This is a genomic window from Aeoliella straminimaris (assembly GCF_024054565.1).
GTDB classification, from domain to species: domain Bacteria; phylum Planctomycetota; class Planctomycetia; order Pirellulales; family Lacipirellulaceae; genus Aeoliella; species Aeoliella straminimaris.
Genome location: NZ_JAMXLR010000058.1, coordinates 11971 through 35143 on the forward strand (window position 1 = coordinate 11971; position 23173 = coordinate 35143).

The following is a 23173-nucleotide window of genomic DNA, read 5'->3' on the forward strand; positions in this document are numbered from 1 at the left end:
AGGTCAACGTCCCACAGCGTCCCTTCGGCATCGACGATAACTCCGCGGCCCGCCATGCTCAAGGGCGACGTGGCGACGCACACTAGGAGCGCAATCGCGATAACACCAAGCTGGAGATTCGACATGGTTTTGCACAGCATTTTGATGCATGTTCAAATAGTGCGATCATAACCCAACAATTGAATATTGGAGATTATTGTTTACTCCCTGGCAGGCGGGTCGCAACGGCAAGCATTGCTAAGGCCAGAAGCAGCAATCCCTCTGCGCCAGGCTCAGGCACAGTCGTGATCGCCCCCGCAGAGCCAGAGGCCGACTGGCCGAAGTGTTCCTTCCACACCCCGTAGTCGGCCGCATCAACCACCGAGTCGCCATTGCCGTCGGCCGCGAGGCTAGCGCCGGTGGCCCCGAGGTTGTTACGCCAGACGGTGTAGTCGGCCAAGTTGACGATGCCGTCGGAGTTGTAGTCGCCGGGGATAGTTTCCGGCTCTACGAGCGTGACTGTTATGACTGCGTAAGGCGAGAAAACAGAACTGCTCGCCGTACCGCTGGAACTCAACAGGAAACTTATTGGCGATCCATCCGCGAGAAACCCGCTGAGTGTGACGTCTCGCTGCGCAATTTCTAACGGATTGCCCAACTGCAGTTCTTGAATTGGAACCCCATCGATGGCAAACGAAGTACCGGAGAAATTGACCGTGCTTTCGAGTGCGGCTTCAAAACTGTCGCCAAAGGTGCCTCCCGAGATATTCACAACGGAATTCCTCCAGGCATCCAGGGCATTAATATGACCACCGGAGATACTAAGACTGTCCGTCAAGACGTGAATCTCCCCCAGTTGCCCACCGGAAACGTTTACCTCGCTGTCCTCATACAGATAGGAATGACCACCGACCGTACCGCCTGAGATATTGATCGCACTGCCGGCAGAGGCATTGATGCCATTCTGCAAGGTGCCGCCAGACATCGTAACGATACCGCCCTGCTGGGCAAAGGCATTGCGTACAACTCCACCAGTTTGATTCACCGTACTTCCATAGGAAGCGTCATAGAACTCGACCAACCCTTGATCAATATCAAGATCGGAATCAATCAAATTGTAAGCGCCGCGCATTTGGCCCCCTTCAAGTCCAATCGTAGCGCCGATCGCAGTCAGGTAACCAAAGAAGGACTCGTTCACCACCCCGCCATCTTTCACCACAAGCGACTCGCCAGGACGCAACTGGTCTAGGTACAGAGTCCCCTGGTCTGCAACGATTGGCGTTGAACTAATGGCAGGGACGGTGGTCTCATTCAGCGGCACTTGAATTTGCCACATGCCTGAGAGAGCAAAGATCGAACCATCTTCCAGTGTGCCCGAAAGCAGGCTACCGCTGGGGACCAGGACACTTCCGCCCGCGATTTCCGCGCCGTTCATGCGAAACTCGCCTCCGAAAAACTGCATGCCAGACAGTAGATCTGTGTCGCCTATAGAACCACCAGAGATAACAATCTCGACTCCACTTGTGGCGCCACTTACGCTCGCGAGCGAGCCACCGGAGAGAAGCATTGTTCCCCCTGCGTAGATTTGTACTCCCCCAACTTCGCCTCCAGAGATGTTTGCCACCGCACCTGGGCGTATCTCCAGCGAGCCGACTTCCCCGCTCACTACATTAATTTGACTGCCGCTGTTGGCACGCAGTCCGCTTCCGATCGTACCACCGTTAACATTAACGATGACATTGGAACTGGAGCCATTGTCCAAGCCCGCTTTGAAATTACTGCCGACCTGACCGGTAGCCAAGACATTTAAAGTAGTACTGGAATGAATTGACTCATTGTTGCCCACGAGCGTGGGGGGAACATTAATCGTACCGGAGGGTAGCGTCTGACCGATGGCGACAGAAACTAACTGGAAGAAAACGGCCGACAAGATAACGCGAATACCGCCCACAGCTGCCCCTTCGATTTGAAACCTGCTTATGCCCTAGATTAACCACTCGATAGGCCAGCGAGCAAGCATCAGCGATAACCGGTAACGAGGCAATCGCCAGGAGATTCCAGCACTGAGACGATTGAAGATCGGTATAGCCACAAAAAAAACCCCGCTTGAACCGGAGTTCAAACGGGGTTTGATCTAAGCCCGAAGGCAAAGATAAAAAACTGGCGATACCTACTTTCGCACTGGTAGGCACTATCATCGGCACCGAAAGCTTGACTACTGTGTTCGGAATGGGAACAGGTATTTCCTTTCGGCTATGGTCGCCAGAAATCGACACGCAGGCGGTGAAACCATACGTGCCGCTTTGACTTGGTGACTAGCAAGAGTGTCATGGAGAGTGTGAAACTCTCCCTCTTTGGCCTTATGCTAATCGCACTGTCCGTTTCGTTAGAAACGCGACAAGAGCGTAAGATTAATGTGGCCAAGCATTCGTCCGTTAGTATCGGTTAGCTGAATACATTACTGCACTTACACATCCGACCTATCGACCTGGTCGTCTTCCAGGGGACTTTCGGGCATTGCCCAACGAAACCTCATCTTGGAGCGGGCTTCACGCTTAGATGCCTTCAGCGTTTATCCTTTCCGACCTTAGCTACCCTGCCGTGCCGCTAGCGCGACAACAGGAACACCAGAGGGTCGTCCATCTAAATCCTCTCGTACTAAAGATGAACCTCCGCAAGTTTCGTGCGCCCACAGTAGATAGGGACCGACCTGTCTCACGACGGTCTGAACCCAGCTCACGTACCACTTTCATTGGCGAACAGCCAAACCCTTGGGAGCTTCTCCACCCCCAGGATGTGATGAGCCGACATCGAGGTGCCAAACCGCTCCGCCGCTATGGACGCTCGGGAGCGATAAGCCTGTTATCCCCGGAGTACCTTTTATCTGTTGAGCGATGGCCCTTCCATACGGAACCACCGGATCACTAAGCCCTACTTTCGTACCTGCTCGACTGATAAGTCTCGCAGTTTAGCACCCTTCTACCTTTGCGCTCGATGCCTGATTGCCAACCAGGCTGAGGGTACCTATTGGGCTCCTCCGTTACTCTTTGGGAGGAGACCGCCCCAGTCAAACTGCCCAACTGACACTGTCCGTTGCCTGGATTCACAGGAATCAACGTTAGAATTAAACCATGAACAGGGTGGTATTTCACCAACGGCTCCACCGACGCTAGCGCGCCGGCATCATAGCCTCCCACCTATCCTACACAGTACATAGCTCAACCCAATATCAGCCTACAGTAAAGGTTCACGGGGTCTTTCCGTCTAGCTGCGGGAACGTGGCATCTTCACCACGACTACAATTTCACCGGGTCACTGGTTGAGACAGTATTCCTCTCGTTACGCCTTTCATGCAGGTCGGAACTTACCCGACAAGGAACTTCGCTACCTTAGGACCGTCATAGTTACGGCCGCCGTTTACTGGGGCTTCGGTCAAAAGCTTCGTAGTTAAACTAACCTCTTACCTTAACCTACCAGCACCGGGCAGGCGTCAGACCCTATACTTCCTCTTGCGAGTTTGCAGAGTCCTGTGTTTTTGATAAACAGTCGGAGGAATCGATTTACTGTGGCCGGCTCTCACCGGCATCCCTTATCGCGAACTTACGGGATCATTTTGCAGAGTTCCTTAACCAGTGTTCTCCCGAGCGCCTTAGACTACTCGTCTCGCCTACCTGTGTCAGTTTTAGTACGGTTAGCTATGCTTCAACCCTTAGAAGCTTTTCTTGGACGTCCTTCCAGCGACTTCCTCTGTAAATCGAGTTCGGCGCTACAGCTTGGTTTATATGGGCGGATTTACCTACCCAACACCTTGCTGCAGCCCACGGGCTGATCTAAGATCCCCGATCGCTTTTCGGACGCCGTCCCTCCATCGGTCCACATAGCTAGCGCAGGAATATTTACCTGCTGTCCATCGACTACGCCTTTCGGCCTCGCCTTAGGAACCGGCTAACCCTGGGCGGAATTACCTTCCCCAGGAAACCTTAGGCTTTCGGCGGGCAGGATTCTCACCTGCCTTATCGTTACTCATTCCGGCATAATCACCTGTAGGCCCCAACACCGCTCCTTTCGGTACGGCTCGTATCTGACCTACAGCGCTCTCCTACCACGTGCCCGAAGGCACATCTATGGCTTCGGTGTCGTACTTACTCCCGTTCATTATTGGCGCAGAATTGCTCGACCAGTAAGCTGTTACGCACTTTTTAAATGATGGCTGCTTCTAAGCCAACATCCTGGTTGTCTCAGCAATTCAACTTCCTTAGTGACTGAGTACGACTTCGGGACCTTAGCCGATAGTCTGGGTTGTTTCCCTCTCGACCGCGAAGCTTATCCCCCGCGGACTGACTCCCGAGATAATTACATCGGTATTCGGAGTTTGGCTCAGAGGGGTACCCTGCGAAGGGCCCACCTCCAAATCAGTATCTCTACCCCCGATGCATAGTAGCTCAAGGCTAGCCCTAAAGCTATTTCGGAGAGAACGAGCTATCTCCGGGTTTGATTAGACTTTCACTCCTCCCCACAAGTCATCCCCTCGGTTTTCAACCCAAGTGGGTTCGGTCCTCCACGCAGTACAACCCGCGCTTCAACCTGCTCATGGGTAGTTCACCCGGTTTCGCGTCTACCACTAACGACAAAAACGCCCTATTAAGACTCGGTTTCCCTGAGGCTTCGGTCCGTAAGACCTTAACCAAGCCGCTAACGGTAACTCGCCGGATCATTATGCAAAAGGCACGCCGTCACCCGTTGCCTAAAAGGCCATAGGGCTCCGACCGCTTGTAGGCGTATGGTTTCAGGTTCAGTTCCTCCCCTAGCAGGGGTTCTTCCCATCTTTCAGTCACCATACTGAGTTCACTATCGGTCATTAGGTAGTATTTAGCCTTACGGAATGGTCTCCGTAGATTCAGTCGGGATTCCACGTGGCCCGACCTACTCAGGTACCTCTCGAGAGATTGCTAGCTTTCGCATACGGGGCTGTCACCCTCTATGGCCTACCGTTCAAAGTAGTTCTGCTAGCCGACAATTTTGTGACTCTCATGTGAAAGGCCCTACAACCCCGCGAGGGAAACCCTCACGGTTTGGGCTGTTTCCCGTTCGCTCGCCGCTACTGAGGAAATCGATTTTTCTTTCTTTTCCAGTGGATACTTAGATGTTTCAGTTCTCCACGTTCAACCAGGTATCCCGGGATCATCGCTTGTTTGTCAGCTCCCCCAGGCTTTTCGCAGACTTCCACGCCTGTTCACCTAATGCCAAGACATCCCCCATACGCCCTTAGTAGCTTGGCCACATTAATCCAGCGCTCTTGCAGACTTGCACAACGAAAAGGGAAACCTAGATCCCGGAAAGACACTCGATCGGAAATTGACTCAGATGGTTGGCGAGTCAAAAAAGAAAGAGATTTACCCGGGGTCGGGGACGACCCGGCTCGCGACGTGCGTGTGCGAGAACAAGAGATCAATGGGTCTCACGTACTATGCCACCGCTTTGGGTTGACTCCAATGGAGTCGGCGGTGGCGAGTAACTAGATCCACATTTGTTTTACTTCCTTCCCCCTCGACGATATCGAGGTGTCTAATTGGGACGGAAGCTTTGTCTAAGGACAAAGAGCTCGGAATGGAGACTCACCAACGTCTGCTGCAAACAGTCGCCGGCTATCTCCAATTTCAAGATGCCACTCTTGCTTAAATCACCAAATTGTCAAAGAGCGATTCATCGCCCGAGGGCTCCGAATCAGCCGGCCACATACTGCCGGCTCCTGGGACGCTGCTGTCAGGCTTCCGCCCTTCAGCACCAGGGAAACACAAATAATAGCGGTGGTTCTCAGAGTCATCAAGTGGCCCCGGGCAACTTTTTTGAAGTTTTCCGGAGACCGCTCTGAGAGCACCTCTCCCTGCTGTGTGTTACAGCGAGGAGTTACGTGCTATCGGCGAGAATTCTACGCTAACTTTAGCAAAGGACAAGGGGGCCTCAGTAAAGGTACGTAGCGGGGGACAACATCGAGGTTGCCTGGTGGCGGGACGCTTCACTCGACGGGTGGGTGCAGCTCGGATGAATCGGCCGATTTGACCTCCCAAAAGTGCGCAGCGCGGAGTGCGATCCAGCCGCCGAGTAACGCCAGGGCCATCTGCTGAACTGGCATAAGGATCGACAGGATGTACGCCCTCGACACACGAGACCAGCCCATCCAGTCGCTGATCACCGTGGCGAAGGTGCCAGTGTCCCCACCCCAGAAGGTGGCCGTCAGAGAGGCCAAGACGGCCAGAGCAAACAGCCGCTGGCGGCCATGCGCCAGCCAAGCTCCAGCGACAAAAAAACCGAGGAATACAACCTGGGCCACTAAGGAGGTCGTCGCCAAGATGGCCATCACCAAATAGGGGACAGACATCGCCATGGTGCAGACGACCGCTAAGATTGCCATCGCGCCCAGCAACATGGCCGTGTTGTAGCGAGGCACAAACTTCCGCTTGGGAGTGCCCTCTTGGAGGGGTGGCGGTTCGACTGGGGCGTTCATGATCCACAACTCAGCAGGAAAGTGGACAGGCCGGGGGGGACGGCAACGTCCAGCCGGCGCCGATCAAGTCTACCTGAGTCGATTTCGCGGAACACTACCCAGCAGTGAGCGACTCTTCAGGGTCGGCCGCCCCGCCACTGAATTGTTCATGCAGGTCGGCCTCCGCGCGGCCTACCAGCATCTCCACGGAATCCGACATCCTTAGCTCGGACTTGCCCGTGACAAGTTCCAGATCGATAAGCTGATTGTCATACTGCAGAGGGCTCTGCTTGAGAGCATTGGCGAGCCTGAACACAACAGCGTCGGCCGTACCCAGGGTGTTGCCCGGCAGTATCACGGCAAAGCGACTTTCGCTTAGCCGCGCGACAAGGTCCATTTCCCGCAGGGAGTGGCGTATCAAAGTTGCCACGGCATCCAAGGCAGCATAGGCGGTATCCGTGTCGAAGCGATTGCGGATAGCTTGATAGCCATCCAACTCGGCAACCAACACGGCAATCGGTTGCTCGGTACGCACGGCTTCGGCGATACGACGCCGGAGTTCATCGGCAAATTTGGTGCGATTGGGGAGCGATTCGAGCGTCAGGGCGGCGGGGCGATCTTTGGTGCATTTGGGCAGTATCATATGCTGCCGGACACCAATGGGGTGTGACTGTTGGCCGTCATGCCAGTAGCCACTGTTCCGACCGGCGGCTTTTGATGCATAGAGAGCATCATCAGCGCGGCGAACCAATCGGGTAGTGTCATCGGCGTTGACAAACTGAGCTACTCCAATGCTGGTGGTCACCTTCAGTTGCTTACCTTCAAACCGAGTTGTCATCGACTCGACCGCCTTGCGAACTCGTTCGGCGCCAATCTTGGCATCCTCGACTGGAGTGGCAGGCATCACAACGGCGAATTCCTCCCCGCCGTAGCGACAAGGCAGGTCCATCTCGCGGCAAACTTCCTTCAACTTACAGCCGACTGACCGCAGCACTTCGTCTCCGGCTTGATGCCCATGTGTGTCGTTGAACTTCTTGAAGTAGTCGATATCCATGATCAGCAGCGACAGCGCCGTTCCATTCCGTTCCGCTTCGCTACAGCGTCGACGCAGCTCATCGTCGAACGCTCGCCGGTTGGCCAAGCCGGTCAAGGAATCGGTACGCGCTTCTGACTCGTGCTGATGAATTTCCCTAGCCTGGGCGGCGATCTGTTCTTCTGCCCTGGCAAGGCGTTCCTGCAAGGCCTGGTTGGCGACAACGATTTTCGACAAGGCATTCACGAGCCCGGCCCCGGTAGCCTCGACGTCGGTGGTGTCGAGCGTCTTGAGCCCTTCGGTGATCTCTCCCATCTTGCTGGAATGCTGGCCCACGTCGTTGGCGACGACGGCTGCCAGATCGCGCAAACGCTCAGTAACCATCAAGGTTCTTTCACGTTCGATGTTCTTCTGACGCTCTACCGCAGGCGCTTCGGGCCCGGTGCTTGACTGGCGCCGATGGCGACAGGTCATCGTCCATATACCGAGCGCATACCCGACAATCAAAGCGATTGCAGAGAACACAATATTCAGGACCAGGAGCAGGCCAGTCATTCGTTCAATTGTCCACTAGACTATGACACGGGAGGCGATACTGATCGTCTTGGAGGTTCGCAAGCTGCCACGTAACACAGGTGGCGCTGCGTCTCGTTCGACAAACGGCGGCCGCACTTAGGGGGAACCGCAAAAAGCTAGGACGCACCTTACGCGAGTCAACTTCAAACCGCTCAATTTGCAGCCATCATCGATCGTAGGGGTTGTGGCGACCGCTTCGTGAATTCGGAAAGAAGGGAATCCATAACACAATTCGCGGGAAAAAGTCATGCCATCACTGGACTTACTTTCTGCCGAACTAATCTTGCGTAATGAACGCCTTTTCCTACCGCGCATTGATCGTCGACAGCGACGCCGCCTGGCAGAGCCAAGTCTGCTGCGCACTGACGAAGGAGGGCTTTCAATGCGAGGTGGCGGCCGACGGACTACAGGCTGCGGAGATACTGGCCTCACGCCCCTTTGATCTGTTACTGACCGAGCTGGTGCTCCCTAGATTGCATGGGCACTCGCTAATCGTCCAAACGCTGAAGCACAGCCAACGTCCGCGCATCGTGGTAGTCAGCCAACTGTCCGACTCTCGACTCGTCCGTGACGTGCTTTCCCGCGGCGCAGACGACTATTTCCACAAGTCGATCCCCCTCGAACTGCTGGCGACGAAGCTACTTTCACTGTTCTGCCTGGACGACTGGCGAACCCACAAGGTGGAGGTTTCCAGTACTCCAGTGGACGAGCCACGCGACACCCGCTTGAAGAGAATCGAGCGTCAATTGCAGGTGGTGTCCGATCACTTTGCCGAACGAATTGCTCCCCTGTTCGAGCAGGATCTGTACGCCGCCGAAGTGCCGAGCGGAATTATGGATTTTGCCGAACGCATGTGCATTGATGAGCGAGCAGCCATTGAGGCGCAGTTGCATGTCTCAGCCAATACACGCAAATCGGAACGCGTCGACATTCGCCGCACCGCAACGGTCATCCAGGTGAATGAACAGTTGATGGAGGTAGACGCCCCCATGCAGGTGGTGTTGCTCGATGTATCCGCATCGGGGGTAAGGATGATTCACACGCGTGCCATTCCGGCGACCGACCTGGTACTGGCCTGGCAAGCGGAGACGTTGCCGTATTACACGATTCGCCTACCGCTTACCGTCACGCGGTGTCGCCCCGTCGGACGCTTCTACGATATTGGCGGGATGTTCGACATCCCGCCAGAGCTAGAGTTGCTCTCCTAGCTTCATGGTCACAGAAGCGGATTGGCACCATGGAGCCGGCAGCGAGGCCGCTACCAGTTGATACCGATGGCCGAGTTGAAGCCGAAGAAGCCCAGCGTTCCGTCCTGGCTCGAAGCATTGCCGGCACCGTCCCACAACTGGCCTTCCATGGCAACAGAGTAGAAGGGTTGCCAGCCGCGGCAATCGGCATAAGCCGGCGTCCAGCGATACCCCACCTGCAGTTCGCAAATCGACAGGACATCGTCGCTGGCTGTGTTAACCGTCGTGGTGCCTGGAGTGGTCTGGTTGACACCCTCGACGCCTTCCTGGCGGCTCTTGGAATCTCCGAAAAGTACTGACCCACGTGCCTTACAAAAGATGCCGGATTGGCAGCTCAGTGTCCGCAGTGCTTCGAACGACACCGTAGGACCGAAGCCCTCGATCGACTGCTGATAGTCAATGGTGGAGATCGTGGTGTCGGTGTCGTCTGACAGGGCTCCCAGGTAACCTTGTTCGATGTAGGCGTAGCGGAAACCGCCGCCCATGCCAAACTTCCAGGCTCGGAACTCGGTGCTCTTGGTGGCTTCCAGATCGATGGTGTAGGCGTTCATGCTGGTGGCAGCCGCGTAGACATCCGTGCCAGTGTTAGTCGAGATCTCCGTCTCCCTGAAGCCGGGCGAGGTCAGTTCCCCAAGACCATCGGCGGGCGGACTTCCCGTGGCAGGCGCTGCATCGTGATCGAACTGCCACCAAGTGGCTCGAAATCCAACATCGCAATTGCGCTGCCATCCGACGAATACGCGTGGTGAGAACTCCAGATCGTAGTCGAAATCGGTGTCCGATATCGTCGTGCTTGTCGCCGTATTCTCGGTGACGGTGAATGCCACGTTGTCGCCAAGGTGGGGCTTCAGAAAGGTGGCCTCGAAGCCCGCGTACCAGGAGCCAGGCCCGCAGGGCCCAACGCCACAGCCAACCATATCGCAGCAAGCAGCGTCGCCGCAACAAACATCTCCGCAGAAGTCGGACTCATAAGGACCGACGCCATAGTCGTTGCCGCATTCGCAGTAGGAGGCCTGCTCCACGCCGCCCGACACTGATTGCTCGCTGGATTCGCGATGCTGCATCGTCGGAGGTGCGGGGGAGGCATTCGCCGGACGCTGATGGTAACGCGTGTCCAACTCGCGCTGACCGGTCACCGGATTGTAAGCCATCCGCGCCGCGCTCGAATGCTGAGCGTTGGCCACTGCTGGCACGGCGACAAGAGCAGCGAGGCAAGTCAAGACGAGGAGTTTCGTGCGGCAGCAATCCATTGCGCGGCCCCCAAAAAATACGCGGTCGAAGCAGAAAAGTTAGCGATACCGTGCGCGCCAACGCCCGTGGCATCCGAAAGTTACTATCGGCAAGCTGCGCAAAGACATCCAGTTAAACCGACTTTTCCGGCTGCGGATGCTAGCTGGTACAACCGCGGGGGATACAGCTGGCCTATACCTCGCTTGCGATGATATCGAAGTCGAACTCGATATCGCCATCCAGGAGGTTACCAGCCGAATCAGCAATGTCGGTGTCGTCGAGTGCGAGTGAATAGCTCTCCAAGGCGAGGTCGGTCGCCAGGGTCAGCGTGGCCGTCACGTCGTCGGTCGTACTGACATCGGAGATGGTGATCACTTGCCCGTCGTTTGCTCCGCCAACGATAGTGAGCGTGTAGTTCGCCACTTCGAATGCAGCGGGCCCCATTGCTTCGCTGAAGTTGATGGTGAGCGAATTGATCGGTGCTGCAAACGTGCCGGTGGGCCCCTCGGTTACTGTGGGCGCCGTGGTATCCGCAACAACGGTAAAGGCAACCTGCTCTTGAGTGGCGCCGCCATCGGCGTCGGTGACCTCGATCAGGAAAGTGAAGCTGCCCGTTGCGTCGGGAGTCCAACTGAACACCCCGCCGGGATTCGTGATGCTTGGCTCGGCCGCATCGACTGATAGACCACTGCCATCGAGGTCGATGGAGTAAGTCAGTTCAGAGACATCGTGATCGACATCGGAGGCCGTCACGGTGAACTCAACCAAATGACCCTCCATGATTTCAACCGGCGACGAGGGGTTGTCGTATGGCTGTGGCACGGTCAGTTCGGGCAGATCGTTGACCGCGGTCACGCTGACGGTTGCCATGGCGGCCCCGCTGTCGGTCGTACCGTCGTTCACCACGATCTCGATGATTCGATCGCCCTCGGTTGGGTCTTCCGAAGTATTTTGATAGGTAAGCGTTTCCAATACGGCCTGGTAGTTGGCTATCGATTCCTCGCCAGAGAGGGTCAGCACTCCCCCCGCGTAGTTCACCGTGATGCCTGCCACCAGCGACTCGTTAACCTCAAGCGTTTCGCTGGCCAGCTCTTCCGGATTGGTAAGCGTGATGGTAGCCGACGCAATGGTGGAACTCGCTTCCGAAGTGATGGTGATGTCGGATTCCGCCAGCGAAATCGGGTCGTCGCCTTCGGTGAACGAGACAGCCAGACCGGTGCCAGGATCGTCCCCGTTCAGATCGACCGCAGGGCGTGCCGGCGAGACCGTGACCGAAAAGGCCTCGCTATCGGCCTGCACGGGGTCGCCATCGTCGAAGACGAGCACGACAAAATCGACCGTGGTATCCAGGTCGCCGGCACTGGGAGTCCAACGAATCTCGGCGGTGGTACCACTCGTCTGGACGAGGGTCGCTCCCTCAGGCGAGTTGTCCTCGTCCAGATCGAAGGTCAGGGTGTCGCCGCCATCCGGATCGGTCGCTGTGACCTGCACGACCAATTCTTCGCCGACAAATGCATCTTGATCGTCAATCGACGCCAGGTTGGGGGCGTCGTTTGCCGTGGTGATGTTAACGGTGGCCGTCCGCACCACACTCGAATCGTCGCCATCGCTGACCACCACCTCCACGGTGCGTGCCGTGGAAGTCGGATCGGCCGATGAATTGTCGTAGGTCAATGTGCGCAGGACCTGCTGATAGGCAGCGACCGTATCCGCACCGGTGAGCGAGAGCACGCCTGTTGAGTCGTCGTAGGCAGCCGTGATGGAGGTTCCGGCTGTATCGACGGCCAACAGTTCGGCGGCGCCGTCCAGCAGGTTAGTGATCGTCACGGTGGCCGACACGATCTCCGAATCGTCGACATCGGTGATCGTCATCTCCGCGTCGACAATGGCCACCGCGTCTTCCCCTTCGGCGAAGGTGGTCTCAAAGTCGGCATCCGCATCGGCACCATTCAGGTCCACTTCCGGTGCATCGTTCCCGGCCACCACGGCAATGGTGGAAGTTGCCACGGTGCTGGTTTCCCCCCCATCGCTGACCACCACCTCGATGACACGATCACCCTCGGTTGGATCTTGCGAACTGTTGTCGTAGGTCAAAGTCCGCAACACTTGCTGGTAGTTGGCCAGTGAGTCGGAACCTGTGAGCGTCAACACGCCCGCCGAATCGTCGTACGAAGCGGTGATCGAGGTGCCAGTTGTATCCACGGCCAGGAGTTCGTCCGCACCGTCCGCCAGGTTGGTGATTGTCACGGTAGCGGAAGCCAGGTCCGTGCTGTCGGCATCCGTTACCGTCAACTCGTCGTCATCCACCGCAGCCACGGCACCGCCGTCCTCGGTGAACGTGGCGTCAAAATCGATACCGGTTGCGGCACCATTCAGGTCGACTTCGGGCGCCTGATCGCCAGGCAATACTTCGACAGTGAACACCTCAGCGTCACCCAACACCGGAGTGCCTTCGTCCAGCAAGATGACGACAATGCTGAAGGTTCCGACTTGCTCGGCCGTGGGACTCCAAGTAAACACGCCAGCTGAGGTGATACTTGCCCCGGCGGGCGTTTGAGAGGGCGAATCCGGGTCGAGCAAGAAACGAAGCGTGTCGCCAGTCGGATCACCAGCCTCGTCCAGGTCCTCGGTCGTCGCGCCGGCCGCCAGCAAATCGAGCGTCAGCGTTTCCCCAACGGTCACCTGCTGGGTGGCTACGGCCGACAAATCGAGATCGGGCGGGCATTCGTTGCCCGGAAAACCAGTGCCATCGAGCACCCAACGGGACTCCAGCGATTCGACCGAAAGATTCTTTACGGATCGTTTGGCGATGCGCCGCTTTTGCCTGGATAGCCAATTGAAACGACGCTTCCCGTCACGGTTCGACCTTGCCACGGTGCCTGCTTCCCTTAGTTTGAGATCAAGTTGTTTGCACTAGAAAAAACAACCAGGCACCTATTATTCCTGGGTGAATTTGGTTTGCAAGTAAAGGTACCAGTTTTCACAAGAAATCACTGGCGCGGAGAATTTGGACTTCGGTGCCATGTTAGCTGCCACATCACTTCCCCCCACTCGGCGACGTCAGTTTAGGCCTGGCTCATAGGATCGGTCACCTCGATAACCACAAGTTGAGCATCGAAGTCCGTCTGACTGCTGGCGTTCCGCGTCACACGAACCTCAATCTCCATGGTTCCCGTAAATCCATCTGGCGGAGTCACCGTAAGCAGCCCTTCGTCTGTCAGGTCAAATGTGTAGTCCACCGAGCCCGATTCGAATGCCTGGTAGATGATTGGTCCGCCATCGACATCCTGCGACGACAGTTGAATCTGGGCGCTGGTGCCCGCTTCGATGCTCACGGGTGCGATGTCGTCCAGGAAGGGTCGGTTGTCGAACGTGTCGTCTTCCACATTCACGGTAAACTTGCGTTCGAAGGAGTTGCCGGCCGAGTTGGTGACGGTGACCGTGATTTCGACCGGCCCTGAGACGCCTTCGTCGGCCTTGAGCATCAACACGGCGTTCTCCGTGTCGGTAAAGATCTCGACGTCACGCATGACCACATCGTTGACTGGGCTGGAAATCTCCGGTGTGAGCTCTTGCTTCTCGACTGCCGTGTTACTTATAGCCTCCCGATTGGCTTCGCCTTCGACCATGATACCAAAAATGGTGTGGTTGAAGTCGAGACTACGGGTAGCCGTTTCTGTAATGAAGAACTGCGAGTCGTTCGTGTCGTCCCCACTTTTTGCGAAGCTCAGCAAGCCCCTGCGATTGTGCTGCAGGTCGACATTGAATTGGTCGTCGAAGTCGCCCAATGTCGAACCACCAGATCCGGTACCGGTGGGATCGCCACCTTGGATGACAAAACCATTGACCACGCGGTGGAAAATCACGTCGTCGTAGAAGTCGTCATCGGCAAGTTCGATCACACGGTCGGTCGCCCGCGAGGCGCGGTCCTCGAACAACTCAAAGACCATATCGCCATACCCCTCGACGGCGATTCGCATCGAGCGATTGTCGGTCAGCAGGGTGGCGGTGACACCCGCGTTATCGGTAGATACTTCGTAGGTCAGCGGCTCGCCGTTGGGATCGTAACCATCGAGCGGAATGTGTAGCGGTGAACCAACGAGCAGGGTGTCATCCTCGATCTCGGCCATGTAGGGGGTGTCGGAAGTAGGAATCGCCACTCCGGCGGCGGCCGCCAACACTTGCAAGCTGGTGACCCCTTCGATGCGTGTGCCATCGGAGAATTCCCAGGTTGGCAAGACCGAGATGTCGTTATCCGTGCCAACTCCGTTGAGCGTGCGATCGGGATTCGTGACCTCGATGAACGGCAGCAATTGACTACCGTCCTCGAACATCTCTTTCTGAGCAGTGCAGTTGGGACACCATCCTGCCCCGTAGAAGATGGCCCCCGAACCGGCAATCGCCTGCGCCAGGCCGACGAGGTCCGCCGAACCGATGGTCAACTCGATGGTTGCCTCGCTGCTGGTTTCCAGTGCATCGGTAACGGTAACCGTGATGGTCCGTGTCCCGGTGGCGTCCACTTCTGTATTGTCGTAGGTGAGCGTCCGTAACACCTGCTCGTAATTGCTCACGGTATCCGTACCCGTCAGCGTTAGCGTCCGCGTGGCAGCGTCGTAGGAGGCCGTGATGGCGGTGCTGCCAACGTCGACAGCCAATACTTCCGCATCGCCGTCCGGCGCCGCATCCAAGATGACGGTGGCTCCGCTGACCATGCCTTCGTTGGCCCCGATGACCACCAGTTCCTCGGGCACGATCGACGTGGGGCCAGCCGATGGGGCAAACGTCGCGGTCACGTCGTCGTCGCTGACTACCTCCCCGTTCAGATCGACCTCGAGCTCGATGTTGCCGACGGTCACAGTGAACTCTTCGGAATCGACCAAGGCGGGGTCGCCATCGTCGGTGACCAACACGCGGAACAGCACGTCCTCGCCTTCGAAATCGTCGGTGGGAGTCCAGCGAATGATGGCCGTATTGTTGTCCGTCTGCTCGATGGTGGCTCCCGCGGGCGAATTGTCGCCATCGAGAAAGAAGGTCAGGTCGTCACGCGAATTGGCATCGGTCGCCGTGATGGTGATTTCCATCTCCATACCGACTTCGACCACGGTGTCGGAGATCTCCGCCAGGTCGGGGGCCTCTTGAGGGCCGTCGTCGATCAGGTCGACCTCATAGTCCTGCCGATAAACGCCCTGCCGATCGGCGGCGCCCTTGCCCGACCACACAATGGTCGCCAGATCGCCCCAGATGGCGATGGAAGCATGGTGCTGGTGGCCGGAATTGGCACCGGAAGTGTCCTGGTTCACGGCGAACGAGTCGCCTTCTGGCGAGCCATCGCCTTCGAACGCGCGAGCCGCCACTTCGTACCCCGCGCCGTCGGCCGCAACGGTGGTCCAAGCGGCAATCCACGTTCCGTCCTCCGCGATGCCCAGTTTGACGTCGAATTGCTCGCCATCGGTAACGTCGTTCAGCAGGATCTCGTCGGCGAGCGTCGTGCCATCCGCGTCCAGCATGCGGGCGGCCACGCCCCAACCATCGCCATCCTGTCCGTACGTTTGCCAGGCTGCCACCACTTCGCCATCGGTTCCAGCGGCCAACACGACTCCAGTTTGGCTGCCCGTGGTGGTAGTGTTCCATAAGAATTCTTCGCCCAGGCGATCGCCGTCTGCATCAAATCGCTGTCCGTACACTCCCCAGTCGCTGGTGTCCTGCCCCAGACTGCTCCAGGCGGTAACAAGATTGCCCGCCGCGTCGAAGACCATGGCCAGCCCTTCCTGGCGATTGTAGGTGGTGCTGTTGACCAGCACCTCATCACCATCTTGCTCGCCAGCGGCTGTGAATCGCTGCAGGTACACCCCCGTCGCGTCGCTGGTACTCTGGCCACTCCAGCCCACGACAAAGGCTCCATCGGCATCCATGGCAATCGTCGGATCGATTTGCTTGCCGGCCGTAGTGCTGTTGACGAGCGTCTCTTCCCCCAAGGCTGTGCCCGAAGAGTCGAAACGTTGCAGGAAGATCCCCTGATCGTCGACCACGCCGCGACCAGCCCAGACCACCACGAAGTTGCCGTCGGCGTCCATGGCCACAGACGCGGCGTACTGGTCGCCTCGTACGGTGGAGTTCACCAGAAAGGCGCCATCGCCCTGCACTTCGCCATCGGCGTCGTACAGCTTGGCGAATACGCCTGAATCGTCACCAGGGCCATTGCCACTGAACACCACCACCTGGGCGAACTCGCTGACCGCCACGGCCGCCTCGGCGGCTTCGGTCGATTGGCTGCGGAACACGAGGTCGTTTACGAGCATTTCGTCGCCCATGACGTCGACGGCCATCAACCAGCGGTCTTCCAGATGCTGGCAGGACAACTGGCGTCCTCCCCGGTTTCGAGACGCCGAGCGAGAGGGGCGACGAAAAAAGCGGTGCCAATGAGAGAGTTTCATCAGTGGTGTATTCTCAGGGGAGCAACAAACTGGCGAAGGCAAGTTTTCAGTATGAATACCGGTGCCCAATCGCACAAACATTTGGCTGCGCGGAACCGAATTTTCCTGCGTCCGATCGTAACAACCGTAGGGAATGTGCCTTCCCCGCCGTTCGGAATGCGTATAATTGGCCGTTACGCCCCCTGCCCCACCAAGAAGGTATCGGAAGATGTTGCCGTTTTTCTCCCGCGAGGAGCAAGAATCCCGCAAGCAAGAAGCCCAGAGGCTGTACAAAGAGAGCATCGAACACCTGGGCGAAGACGAACTGTCTACCGCCGCCAGTCTGGGAGAGCAGAAGTATCGCCGCCTGGAGGATGACGTACCGAATACGTTGGCGGCAATCTGGCGCGAACTACAGTTATTACTGGCAATGCTCCGGCACTACGTACAGGGCAGCTACCGACAGATCCCCTTCGGCACCATCGCCGCGGTAGGAGCAGCCGTGCTGTACTTCGCCTCGCCAGTAGACGCCATCCCCGACTTCATTCCCGGGCTGGGATACATCGACGACGCGGCAGTGGTGATGACCTGCCTGCAACTGGTCCGTGGCGATCTGGAGACCTACCGCCAGTGGCTGAAATTGAATGTGGAAGCCGCTTAGCGACCTCTAGTGCTGATGCCCGCCCGGCCCATGAATGTGGCCGTGCGAAATCTCTTCGTCGGTAGCTTCGCGAATATCGCGTACCGTCACATCGAAGTGCAGGGCCATGCCCGCCAGTGGGTGATTGCCATCCACGGTGACCACTTCTTCGCTTACGTCGACGATGGTGAATACCATCGGTCCCGCGTCCGTCTGGGCCTGAAACTGCATTCCCTCTTCCAGGTCGTCCACGCCCCCAAATTTGTCGCGGGAAACCTGCTGCTTGAGCGCTTCGTTGCGTTCCCCATAGCCTTCCGCCGGGGCCACTTCGACCTGCAGGCGGTCGCCGACACCTTTGCCGGATAGCTCCCGCTCGAGGCCGGGAACAATGTTGTCGAACCCGTGCAGGTACCACAGTGGCTCGCGCCCTTCCGACGAATCAATCACGGTGCCTTGAGCGTCGGTGAGCTTGTAGTCGATGGCGACGGCCGATTTGGAGTCGATCTGCATGGGTACCTGGCCTTTGAGTTGGAGGGGTCCGTGGAGGGTACAGTTTGCCCCATCCAACCTAACGGATTCGCACGCAGCATGTCACCCGGGCCTGTGCTCATCCCCACATTTCTTTTCCTTGGGCCGTGCATTGCCTACAAACATTGGCGGCCATCTACTCTGGAGAAATCCAACTGCAGAGCACTCGGCCATCCCGTCCACGGGCTGCCGATGACGCCGGTTCTCGACAAATGGGTCGGCAAGGAAACGAACGCGCGGTGCCTTGCTGCCCATCGGAAAGCGAAGCATACTCTAGTGTCGCTATCGCCACGTCCGCAGATCATCGAGCCGATGGAAGCAGCAATCTACTCTTGGGCGGCTTTCGTCGCACATGTCACCACCTTCCTGATTGTCGCATTTCGCGTGATCATGCGCAAACCGGCCGTGGGGGTTGCCCTGTCGTGGCTGCTATTGGTTGGGGTGATTCCAGGCGTGGGAGTACTATTCTACTTACTCGTCGGCGAACGCCGGGTGGGGCAACGTCGCGCGAAGCGAATCGCCCAACTGCACACGGACTACTCCCTGCTGGCCGACCGCATGGTCGATCCGGCGATGACCAATGTCGACTGGTCGCAGCATTCGCAGGCAGCTCGGGGAATGGATCGACTTGGGCACACCATGCTTGGCATTCCCACCGTGGCGGGCAGCTCTGGGCAGCTCTACACCGATTCGGCCGAGATCCTCAAGCAGATGGCCGCCGATATCGATGCCGCAGAAACCAGCATCTTGATGGAATTCTACATTTGGAATGCCGGCGGTCTGGCCGACGACGTCACCCAGGCCCTGATTCGCGCGGCGCAGCGGGGTGTCGTGTGCCGGGTACTCGTCGATGCGGTGGGTGGAAGTCGATGGTGGAAAAGCGAGCAGCCAGCCCAACTTCGCGAAGCGGGTGTAAAGGTACTACCCGCATTTCCTGCGGGTATTTGGCAAGTGGTCTTCTCGCGTAACGACCTGCGACTGCATCGCAAGATTGTCGTGATCGATGGCTCTCTCGCCTGGACCGGCAGCATGAACCTGGTAGATCCTCGCTTCTTCAAACAGGATGCCGGCGTCGGCGAGTGGGTAGATGCCATGGTGCGAGGCGAAGGCGCCGCCGTGGCGCCATTGGCGATGACCGTAATCGGCGACTGGATTGTCGAGTCAGACGAAACCATCGAGCAGGTGATGGAGTCGACCGAACTCAGTCGCATCAAGCCACAGGGAGTGGCCGCGGTTCAAGTCATTCCTTCTGGTCCCGTCGAAACCTCCGATACGCTGCTGCAGATGCTGCTGGCGGTGATCAATTCGGCGCAGGAAGAGCTAGTGCTCACCACCCCCTACTTTGTACCGGACGAGTCGTTGCTCCGCGCCATCTGCGGTGCAGCGGGGCGTGGGGTCAAAGTGCATTTGATCATCCCCGAGCGGGTCGATTCGCTCCTCACGCGCTACGCCAGCCGATCTTATCTGGAGGAACTCATCGACGTGGGCGTGCAGGTGCATTTGTTCAAGCAAGGACTACTGCACACCAAGAGCGTAACGGCCGACCGGTCGATCTCGATGTTCGGCACCGTGAATCTCGACATGCGGAGCATCTGGCTAAACTACGAGGTCTCACTTTTCGTGTATGGCAAGCAGTTTGGCGAACACCTTTACAACCTGCAACGGCAGTACATGGAGCAGAGCGACCGACTGGATCCAGAGACCTGGGCTGCCCGGCCCATGCGTGAAAAGTTGCTGGAAAACACGCTCCGCCTGATGAGCCCTGTGCTTTAGATCATTCACCGGTTCGCGTACAGGCGGGTTCGGGGGTCGCACCCGACAATCCAGGCTTATGAGGCCCGGCTGAGCACTGGCTCACCCGCGGTAGGTAGGATTTGGAGATCGGGGTTCAGGGAGGTTGCAGGCTGCAACTGCTCGCTTGCGCTTCCCTGCCCCCTGAATCCTGATCCCTGCCCCCTCCAAATAGCCCGTAAGGGAACCGAACCCCTGCCGAAAAATTGAGGGTCTCGCATCCTGCCGCTAGACCATCGGGCCATATTGTCATTTCATCCGCTCTTCGATTTCGTCTGTCAAGTCACTAAACGTCACGTGCGGGTTCATCCTGTAGATCGCAAGTTTCTCCTCTTCGTGAATCACCGGCAGCGACAGCCGTACGTAGTTTTGAATTCGCTTGCGCAGCCCCAGCTTTCCTCGCTCGGGAATATTGCGGGGAACAATCAGGTAAGCGGTTGCTTCTTCTCCCAGCAGTCGTTGCATCGTCTCAAACGCCTGTAGTCGACTCGTTCTCGTCAGCATGTTAAGCACGTGATTGCATACGATTGTGTCGTACGGCCCTTCGACTGGCGTTTGGCGGTAGTACGGATCGAACGCATCCCAGCCGAAGTGAGCGGCGTCGAATCCGAAGCCGCAACCAAAGTCGAGCACCCGCCCGCGGACCATGCCATGGCTGGTAAGCCAAAGGGCGCCAGCGCTCACCTGGGTGCGTCGCACGGCGCCGCCAAGTTCCTTGACGTAACGATATCCGCGGCCGGTTCGTATTTTGGACATGGTTACGGTTCATGGGATTAGCTAATTCAGTTAGTGCGCCGGGACGGAGTCGAACCGCCACAGCTCGAAAGCGGGTGGGTTACAACCACTGGGGCTCGCCAATGCCCAGCCGACGCGTAGTAGCACGAGTGGGAGTCGAACCCACAGGCACGAAGGTTTGAGCTTCGCCGCTTTGCCAGTTTGCGTACCGTGCCATGCGAATGCGGAAGTTGAAATTCGGAATGCGGAATTCAAACAATCTGATTCTGCATTCCGACTTCTGCATTCCGAACTCCCATAAGCGTCCCCGGCGGGATTTGAACCCGCGTCCTCCACCGTGACAGGGTGGCGAGCACTCCAAGCTGCTCCACGAGGACGTTGTGTGAATGCGGAGTTCGGAACTCGGAATGCGGAATGGTTGGCGATTCACTCCGCATTCCCCATTCCGAATTCCGCATTTGAAGTACCCAGAGCAGGATTCGAACCTGCAAACACCTGATCCTAAGTCAGGCCGCTCGCCAGTTGGCGTATCTGGGCATCTTGCCGGAGTAGTCCCGGGTGGACTCGAACCACCGCTCTTCTTCGTGTGAGGAAGCTGCCTTTGCCGCCAGGCCACAGGACTGTGAATGATCAATTCCCAATGACTAATGACCAATTACCAAGTGTTCGAATTGGTCATTGGGTATTTCTTCATTGGTCATTGCAGAGTTCCGGGGGTTGGAATCGAACCTCCAATCGTCGGCTTAACAGGCCGCCGCCTTACCATTTGGCCACACCGGATTAATGCTCAGTCAGGACGGCTGGATTTGAACCAGCGATCTCCGGTTCCCGAAACCGGCGGAATGCCCCGACTTTCCCACGTCCTGAAAATGCGCCCAGCCGGAATCGAACCGACACACCCTCGATGGCAACGAGGAAGGCTCCCACTACATCATGGGCGCAAGTTAGTGCGATTTAAGTTGTCAAAGATCGACGGCTATTGGCCTTTCCGATTTGGCGTGGGAGGATTTGAACCTCCGACCCACGACTTATAAGGTCGCCGCTTTCACCACTGAGCTACACGCCAGGGCGATGAGTGGGGCCGGAGGGATTCGAACCCTCACTGCTCGGATTAAAAGTCCGATGTGCAACCGTTACACCACAGCCCCCAAGAGCTTGGGCGTATTCGTTTGCTTCGTTGTCGAGTGGACATGCTCACTCTCCTATTGGTTCGATGTTCGTTGGGTATTTCGTCATTCGTCATTCACCAAGTGGTACACCTAAGAATCGAACTTAGCGCCGCGGTCTTATCAGAACCACTTGGGCCACCAGCCCTCGACTACCGTGTTGGCTGCAAGCTGTAAGCTTTAGGCTATAAGCCAGATATTCTGCTTCTGCCCCACAGCTAATGGCCCATAGCCCATACCCTCCAGCACCCCGTGAGGGAATCGAACCCTCATCAGCGGATTGAAAGCCCGCTATCCTCACCGTTAGACCAACGGGGCGTGTTAGAGCGCTTTCATCTTTGGTGCACCGGTTTGGCTTGTTTTGTTGGCCCGCTGCTTTGTCGGCCTGCATCGACGGATGGCAACTCGCCTGCTTCGGCCTCCGCGCATCGAGCCAACACTCCGGCGCCAACCCAGCACACCAATTCTGAAAACGCTCAAAAAAGTCGGTATTAGCGCAAGCTCTATCCCGACTGGCGATGACCCTCCGCCGAGTTCGACTCGGCGAAGTCTGCACACGGGCGTGTTAAACCCTTCATCACCTTCACCTCTGTTGTTGATGTCTCCATCGCCCAACAGCAGGCCGTAGTGCAACGAGCCTTCTGAGGTTGGTTCGAGCGGCCCGTCGGACACTCTCGCCGCGCTCGATCGATTTCCTACTCCGGGAAGTAGTCCGCCGATCCCCTTTCGGGCTGCACGAACACCTTGCGGCGTTCGCAGTAGGCACTTCGACTCTGTCGCACGCACGGTTTGCTGCCGCCCCCTGGGGTTGGCAGCTTCCCGGACACTTCGGATCCCAAATCCGACGGGGCATTAAGCCCCCGTCCAGCACGTTTCGCGATAACCGCACCTAATTCGCAATCTTTCGGGTAGCATTCCGCCAGTAGGACGGCGACTCTAACCCTCAGTTACTTGACGGCATCCCTGCTCCTACACAGGTCTCCGCCGGCTTCACCGCCAGATGTTGCGACGGGCGAACGCCGCGCACTGGCCAGCCTTTCGTCTATCTCCCTCGCGAGGAGGAAGCCAACCGCCCGTGCTGGGCAAGCTGGTTTACAGTCCGGGCGACATCACGGACTATGATCCCGTTTTCTCCTTATGTGAAAATTAATCCTGCACGCACCGGTGGCGCAGCGAGTTGGAATGATGGGCTGGGAGGCGCTCGAATCCTCGTCTCCTGGGCTTCAACCAGGTGCCGGGCGATCTCAGCTACCAGCCCATGTTGGTTGGGGCCTCCATTGGCACACGACCAAAGAAAAAGGCCCGGTGTCGCTTCGACACCGGGCCTTCGGACTCTTCAATGAGTTCGACC

The 23173-nt window shown here is 57.5% G+C and carries 11 protein-coding genes, 12 tRNA genes and 2 rRNA genes; 3 read left to right on the forward strand and 22 right to left on the reverse strand.

Translation table 11 applies throughout. The features are described from left to right. Positions 1 to 193: 193 nt before the first annotated feature. The 5 genes from NG895_RS16805 to NG895_RS16825 all read right to left on the reverse strand — a co-directional run bounded on the left by NG895_RS16805 (position 194) and on the right by NG895_RS16825 (position 8051). Entirely contained in the window at positions 194 to 1930 is a 1737-nt protein-coding gene (locus NG895_RS16805) for a dockerin type I domain-containing protein (protein ID WP_252853690.1), read from the reverse strand. Positions 1931 to 2137: 207 nt separating this feature from the next. Next, positions 2138 to 2246: ribosomal RNA gene (gene rrf / locus NG895_RS16810) — 5S ribosomal RNA — on the reverse strand. A 149-nt stretch (positions 2247 to 2395) separates the two neighbouring features. Next, positions 2396 to 5258, reverse strand: a 23S ribosomal RNA gene (locus NG895_RS16815). Positions 5259 to 5995: 737 nt separating this feature from the next. Further along, entirely contained in the window at positions 5996 to 6484 is a 489-nt protein-coding gene (locus tag NG895_RS16820) for a hypothetical protein (RefSeq protein WP_252853691.1), read from the reverse strand. A 94-nt stretch (positions 6485 to 6578) separates the two neighbouring features. Then, the gene (locus NG895_RS16825) at positions 6579 to 8051 is read right to left on the reverse strand and encodes a GGDEF domain-containing protein (RefSeq protein WP_252853692.1); all 1473 of its coding nucleotides are present in this window, start codon (positions 8049 to 8051) and stop codon (positions 6579 to 6581) included. 311 nt (positions 8052 to 8362) lie between these two features. Here NG895_RS16825 and NG895_RS16830 point away from each other — a divergent pair, with 311 nt between their 5' ends. After that, positions 8363 to 9280: a response regulator gene (locus NG895_RS16830; protein WP_252853693.1), complete on the forward strand. Its 918-nt coding sequence runs from the start codon at positions 8363 to 8365 to the stop codon at positions 9278 to 9280. Positions 9281 to 9330: 50 nt separating this feature from the next. On the opposite strand, the gene NG895_RS16835 is transcribed toward NG895_RS16830, so the two are convergent. The 3 genes from NG895_RS16835 to NG895_RS16845 all read right to left on the reverse strand — a co-directional run bounded on the left by NG895_RS16835 (position 9331) and on the right by NG895_RS16845 (position 16908). Next, on the reverse strand, positions 9331 to 10539 hold the full coding sequence (locus NG895_RS16835; RefSeq protein WP_252853694.1) for an Lpg1974 family pore-forming outer membrane protein: 1209 nt from the start codon (positions 10537 to 10539) through the stop codon (positions 9331 to 9333). A 202-nt stretch (positions 10540 to 10741) separates the two neighbouring features. Continuing rightward, entirely contained in the window at positions 10742 to 13423 is a 2682-nt protein-coding gene (locus NG895_RS16840) for an Ig-like domain-containing protein (RefSeq protein ID WP_252853695.1), read from the reverse strand. A 191-nt stretch (positions 13424 to 13614) separates the two neighbouring features. Continuing rightward, positions 13615 to 16908, reverse strand: a complete 3294-nt coding sequence (locus NG895_RS16845; RefSeq protein ID WP_252853696.1) for a peptidylprolyl isomerase — start codon at positions 16906 to 16908, stop codon at positions 13615 to 13617. Between the two features lie 283 nt (positions 16909 to 17191). Between NG895_RS16845 and NG895_RS16850 the strand changes: the two genes are divergently transcribed. After that, on the forward strand, positions 17192 to 17623 hold the full coding sequence (locus NG895_RS16850) for a YkvA family protein (protein ID WP_252853697.1): 432 nt from the start codon (positions 17192 to 17194) through the stop codon (positions 17621 to 17623). Positions 17624 to 17629: 6 nt separating this feature from the next. On the opposite strand, the gene NG895_RS16855 is transcribed toward NG895_RS16850, so the two are convergent. Then, positions 17630 to 18112: an FKBP-type peptidyl-prolyl cis-trans isomerase gene (locus NG895_RS16855; protein WP_252853698.1), complete on the reverse strand. Its 483-nt coding sequence runs from the start codon at positions 18110 to 18112 to the stop codon at positions 17630 to 17632. Positions 18113 to 18406: 294 nt separating this feature from the next. Here NG895_RS16855 and cls point away from each other — a divergent pair, with 294 nt between their 5' ends. Then, positions 18407 to 19903, forward strand: a complete 1497-nt coding sequence (gene cls, locus NG895_RS16860) for a cardiolipin synthase (protein WP_252853699.1) — start codon at positions 18407 to 18409, stop codon at positions 19901 to 19903. Between the two features lie 190 nt (positions 19904 to 20093). Here cls and NG895_RS16865 read toward each other — a convergent pair. The 13 genes from NG895_RS16865 to NG895_RS16925 all read right to left on the reverse strand — a co-directional run bounded on the left by NG895_RS16865 (position 20094) and on the right by NG895_RS16925 (position 23080). After that, positions 20094 to 20164, reverse strand: a tRNA-Glu gene (locus tag NG895_RS16865). A 6-nt stretch (positions 20165 to 20170) separates the two neighbouring features. Then, positions 20171 to 20677, reverse strand: coding sequence for a class I SAM-dependent methyltransferase (locus NG895_RS16870; RefSeq protein WP_252853700.1), 507 nt, complete (start codon positions 20675 to 20677; stop codon positions 20171 to 20173). A 34-nt stretch (positions 20678 to 20711) separates the two neighbouring features. After that, positions 20712 to 20793, reverse strand: a tRNA-Tyr gene (locus tag NG895_RS16875). Between the two features lie 4 nt (positions 20794 to 20797). After that, positions 20798 to 20871: transfer RNA gene (locus NG895_RS16880), tRNA-Leu, on the reverse strand. Between the two features lie 87 nt (positions 20872 to 20958). Next, a tRNA-Asp gene (locus NG895_RS16885) sits at positions 20959 to 21033 on the reverse strand. An 87-nt stretch (positions 21034 to 21120) separates the two neighbouring features. Further along, positions 21121 to 21193 (reverse strand) — tRNA-Leu (locus NG895_RS16890). A 12-nt stretch (positions 21194 to 21205) separates the two neighbouring features. Further along, positions 21206 to 21278, reverse strand: a tRNA-Val gene (locus NG895_RS16895). A 169-nt stretch (positions 21279 to 21447) separates the two neighbouring features. Further along, a tRNA-Pro gene (locus tag NG895_RS16900) sits at positions 21448 to 21522 on the reverse strand. Between the two features lie 4 nt (positions 21523 to 21526). Beyond that, positions 21527 to 21597: transfer RNA gene (locus NG895_RS16905), tRNA-Gly, on the reverse strand. A 52-nt stretch (positions 21598 to 21649) separates the two neighbouring features. Next, a tRNA-Ile gene (locus NG895_RS16910) sits at positions 21650 to 21722 on the reverse strand. 10 nt (positions 21723 to 21732) lie between these two features. Beyond that, positions 21733 to 21804: transfer RNA gene (locus NG895_RS16915), tRNA-Lys, on the reverse strand. A 264-nt stretch (positions 21805 to 22068) separates the two neighbouring features. Beyond that, positions 22069 to 22140: transfer RNA gene (locus NG895_RS16920), tRNA-Glu, on the reverse strand. An 868-nt stretch (positions 22141 to 23008) separates the two neighbouring features. Further along, positions 23009 to 23080: transfer RNA gene (locus NG895_RS16925), tRNA-Phe, on the reverse strand. Positions 23081 to 23173: the final 93 nt, after the last annotated feature.

Coding starts and splice junctions, on each gene's coding strand:
- NG895_RS16820 (WP_252853691.1), bottom strand. CDS start 6,484: ATGAACGCCCCAGTCGAACCGCCACCCCTCCAAGAGGGCACTCCCAAG.
- NG895_RS16850 (WP_252853697.1), top strand. CDS start 17,192: ATGTTGCCGTTTTTCTCCCGCGAGGAGCAAGAATCCCGCAAGCAAGAA.
- NG895_RS16825 (WP_252853692.1), bottom strand. CDS start 8,051: ATGACTGGCCTGCTCCTGGTCCTGAATATTGTGTTCTCTGCAATCGCT.
- NG895_RS16870 (WP_252853700.1), bottom strand. CDS start 20,677: ATGTCCAAAATACGAACCGGCCGCGGATATCGTTACGTCAAGGAACTT.
- NG895_RS16855 (WP_252853698.1), bottom strand. CDS start 18,112: ATGCAGATCGACTCCAAATCGGCCGTCGCCATCGACTACAAGCTCACC.
- NG895_RS16830 (WP_252853693.1), top strand. CDS start 8,363: ATGAACGCCTTTTCCTACCGCGCATTGATCGTCGACAGCGACGCCGCC.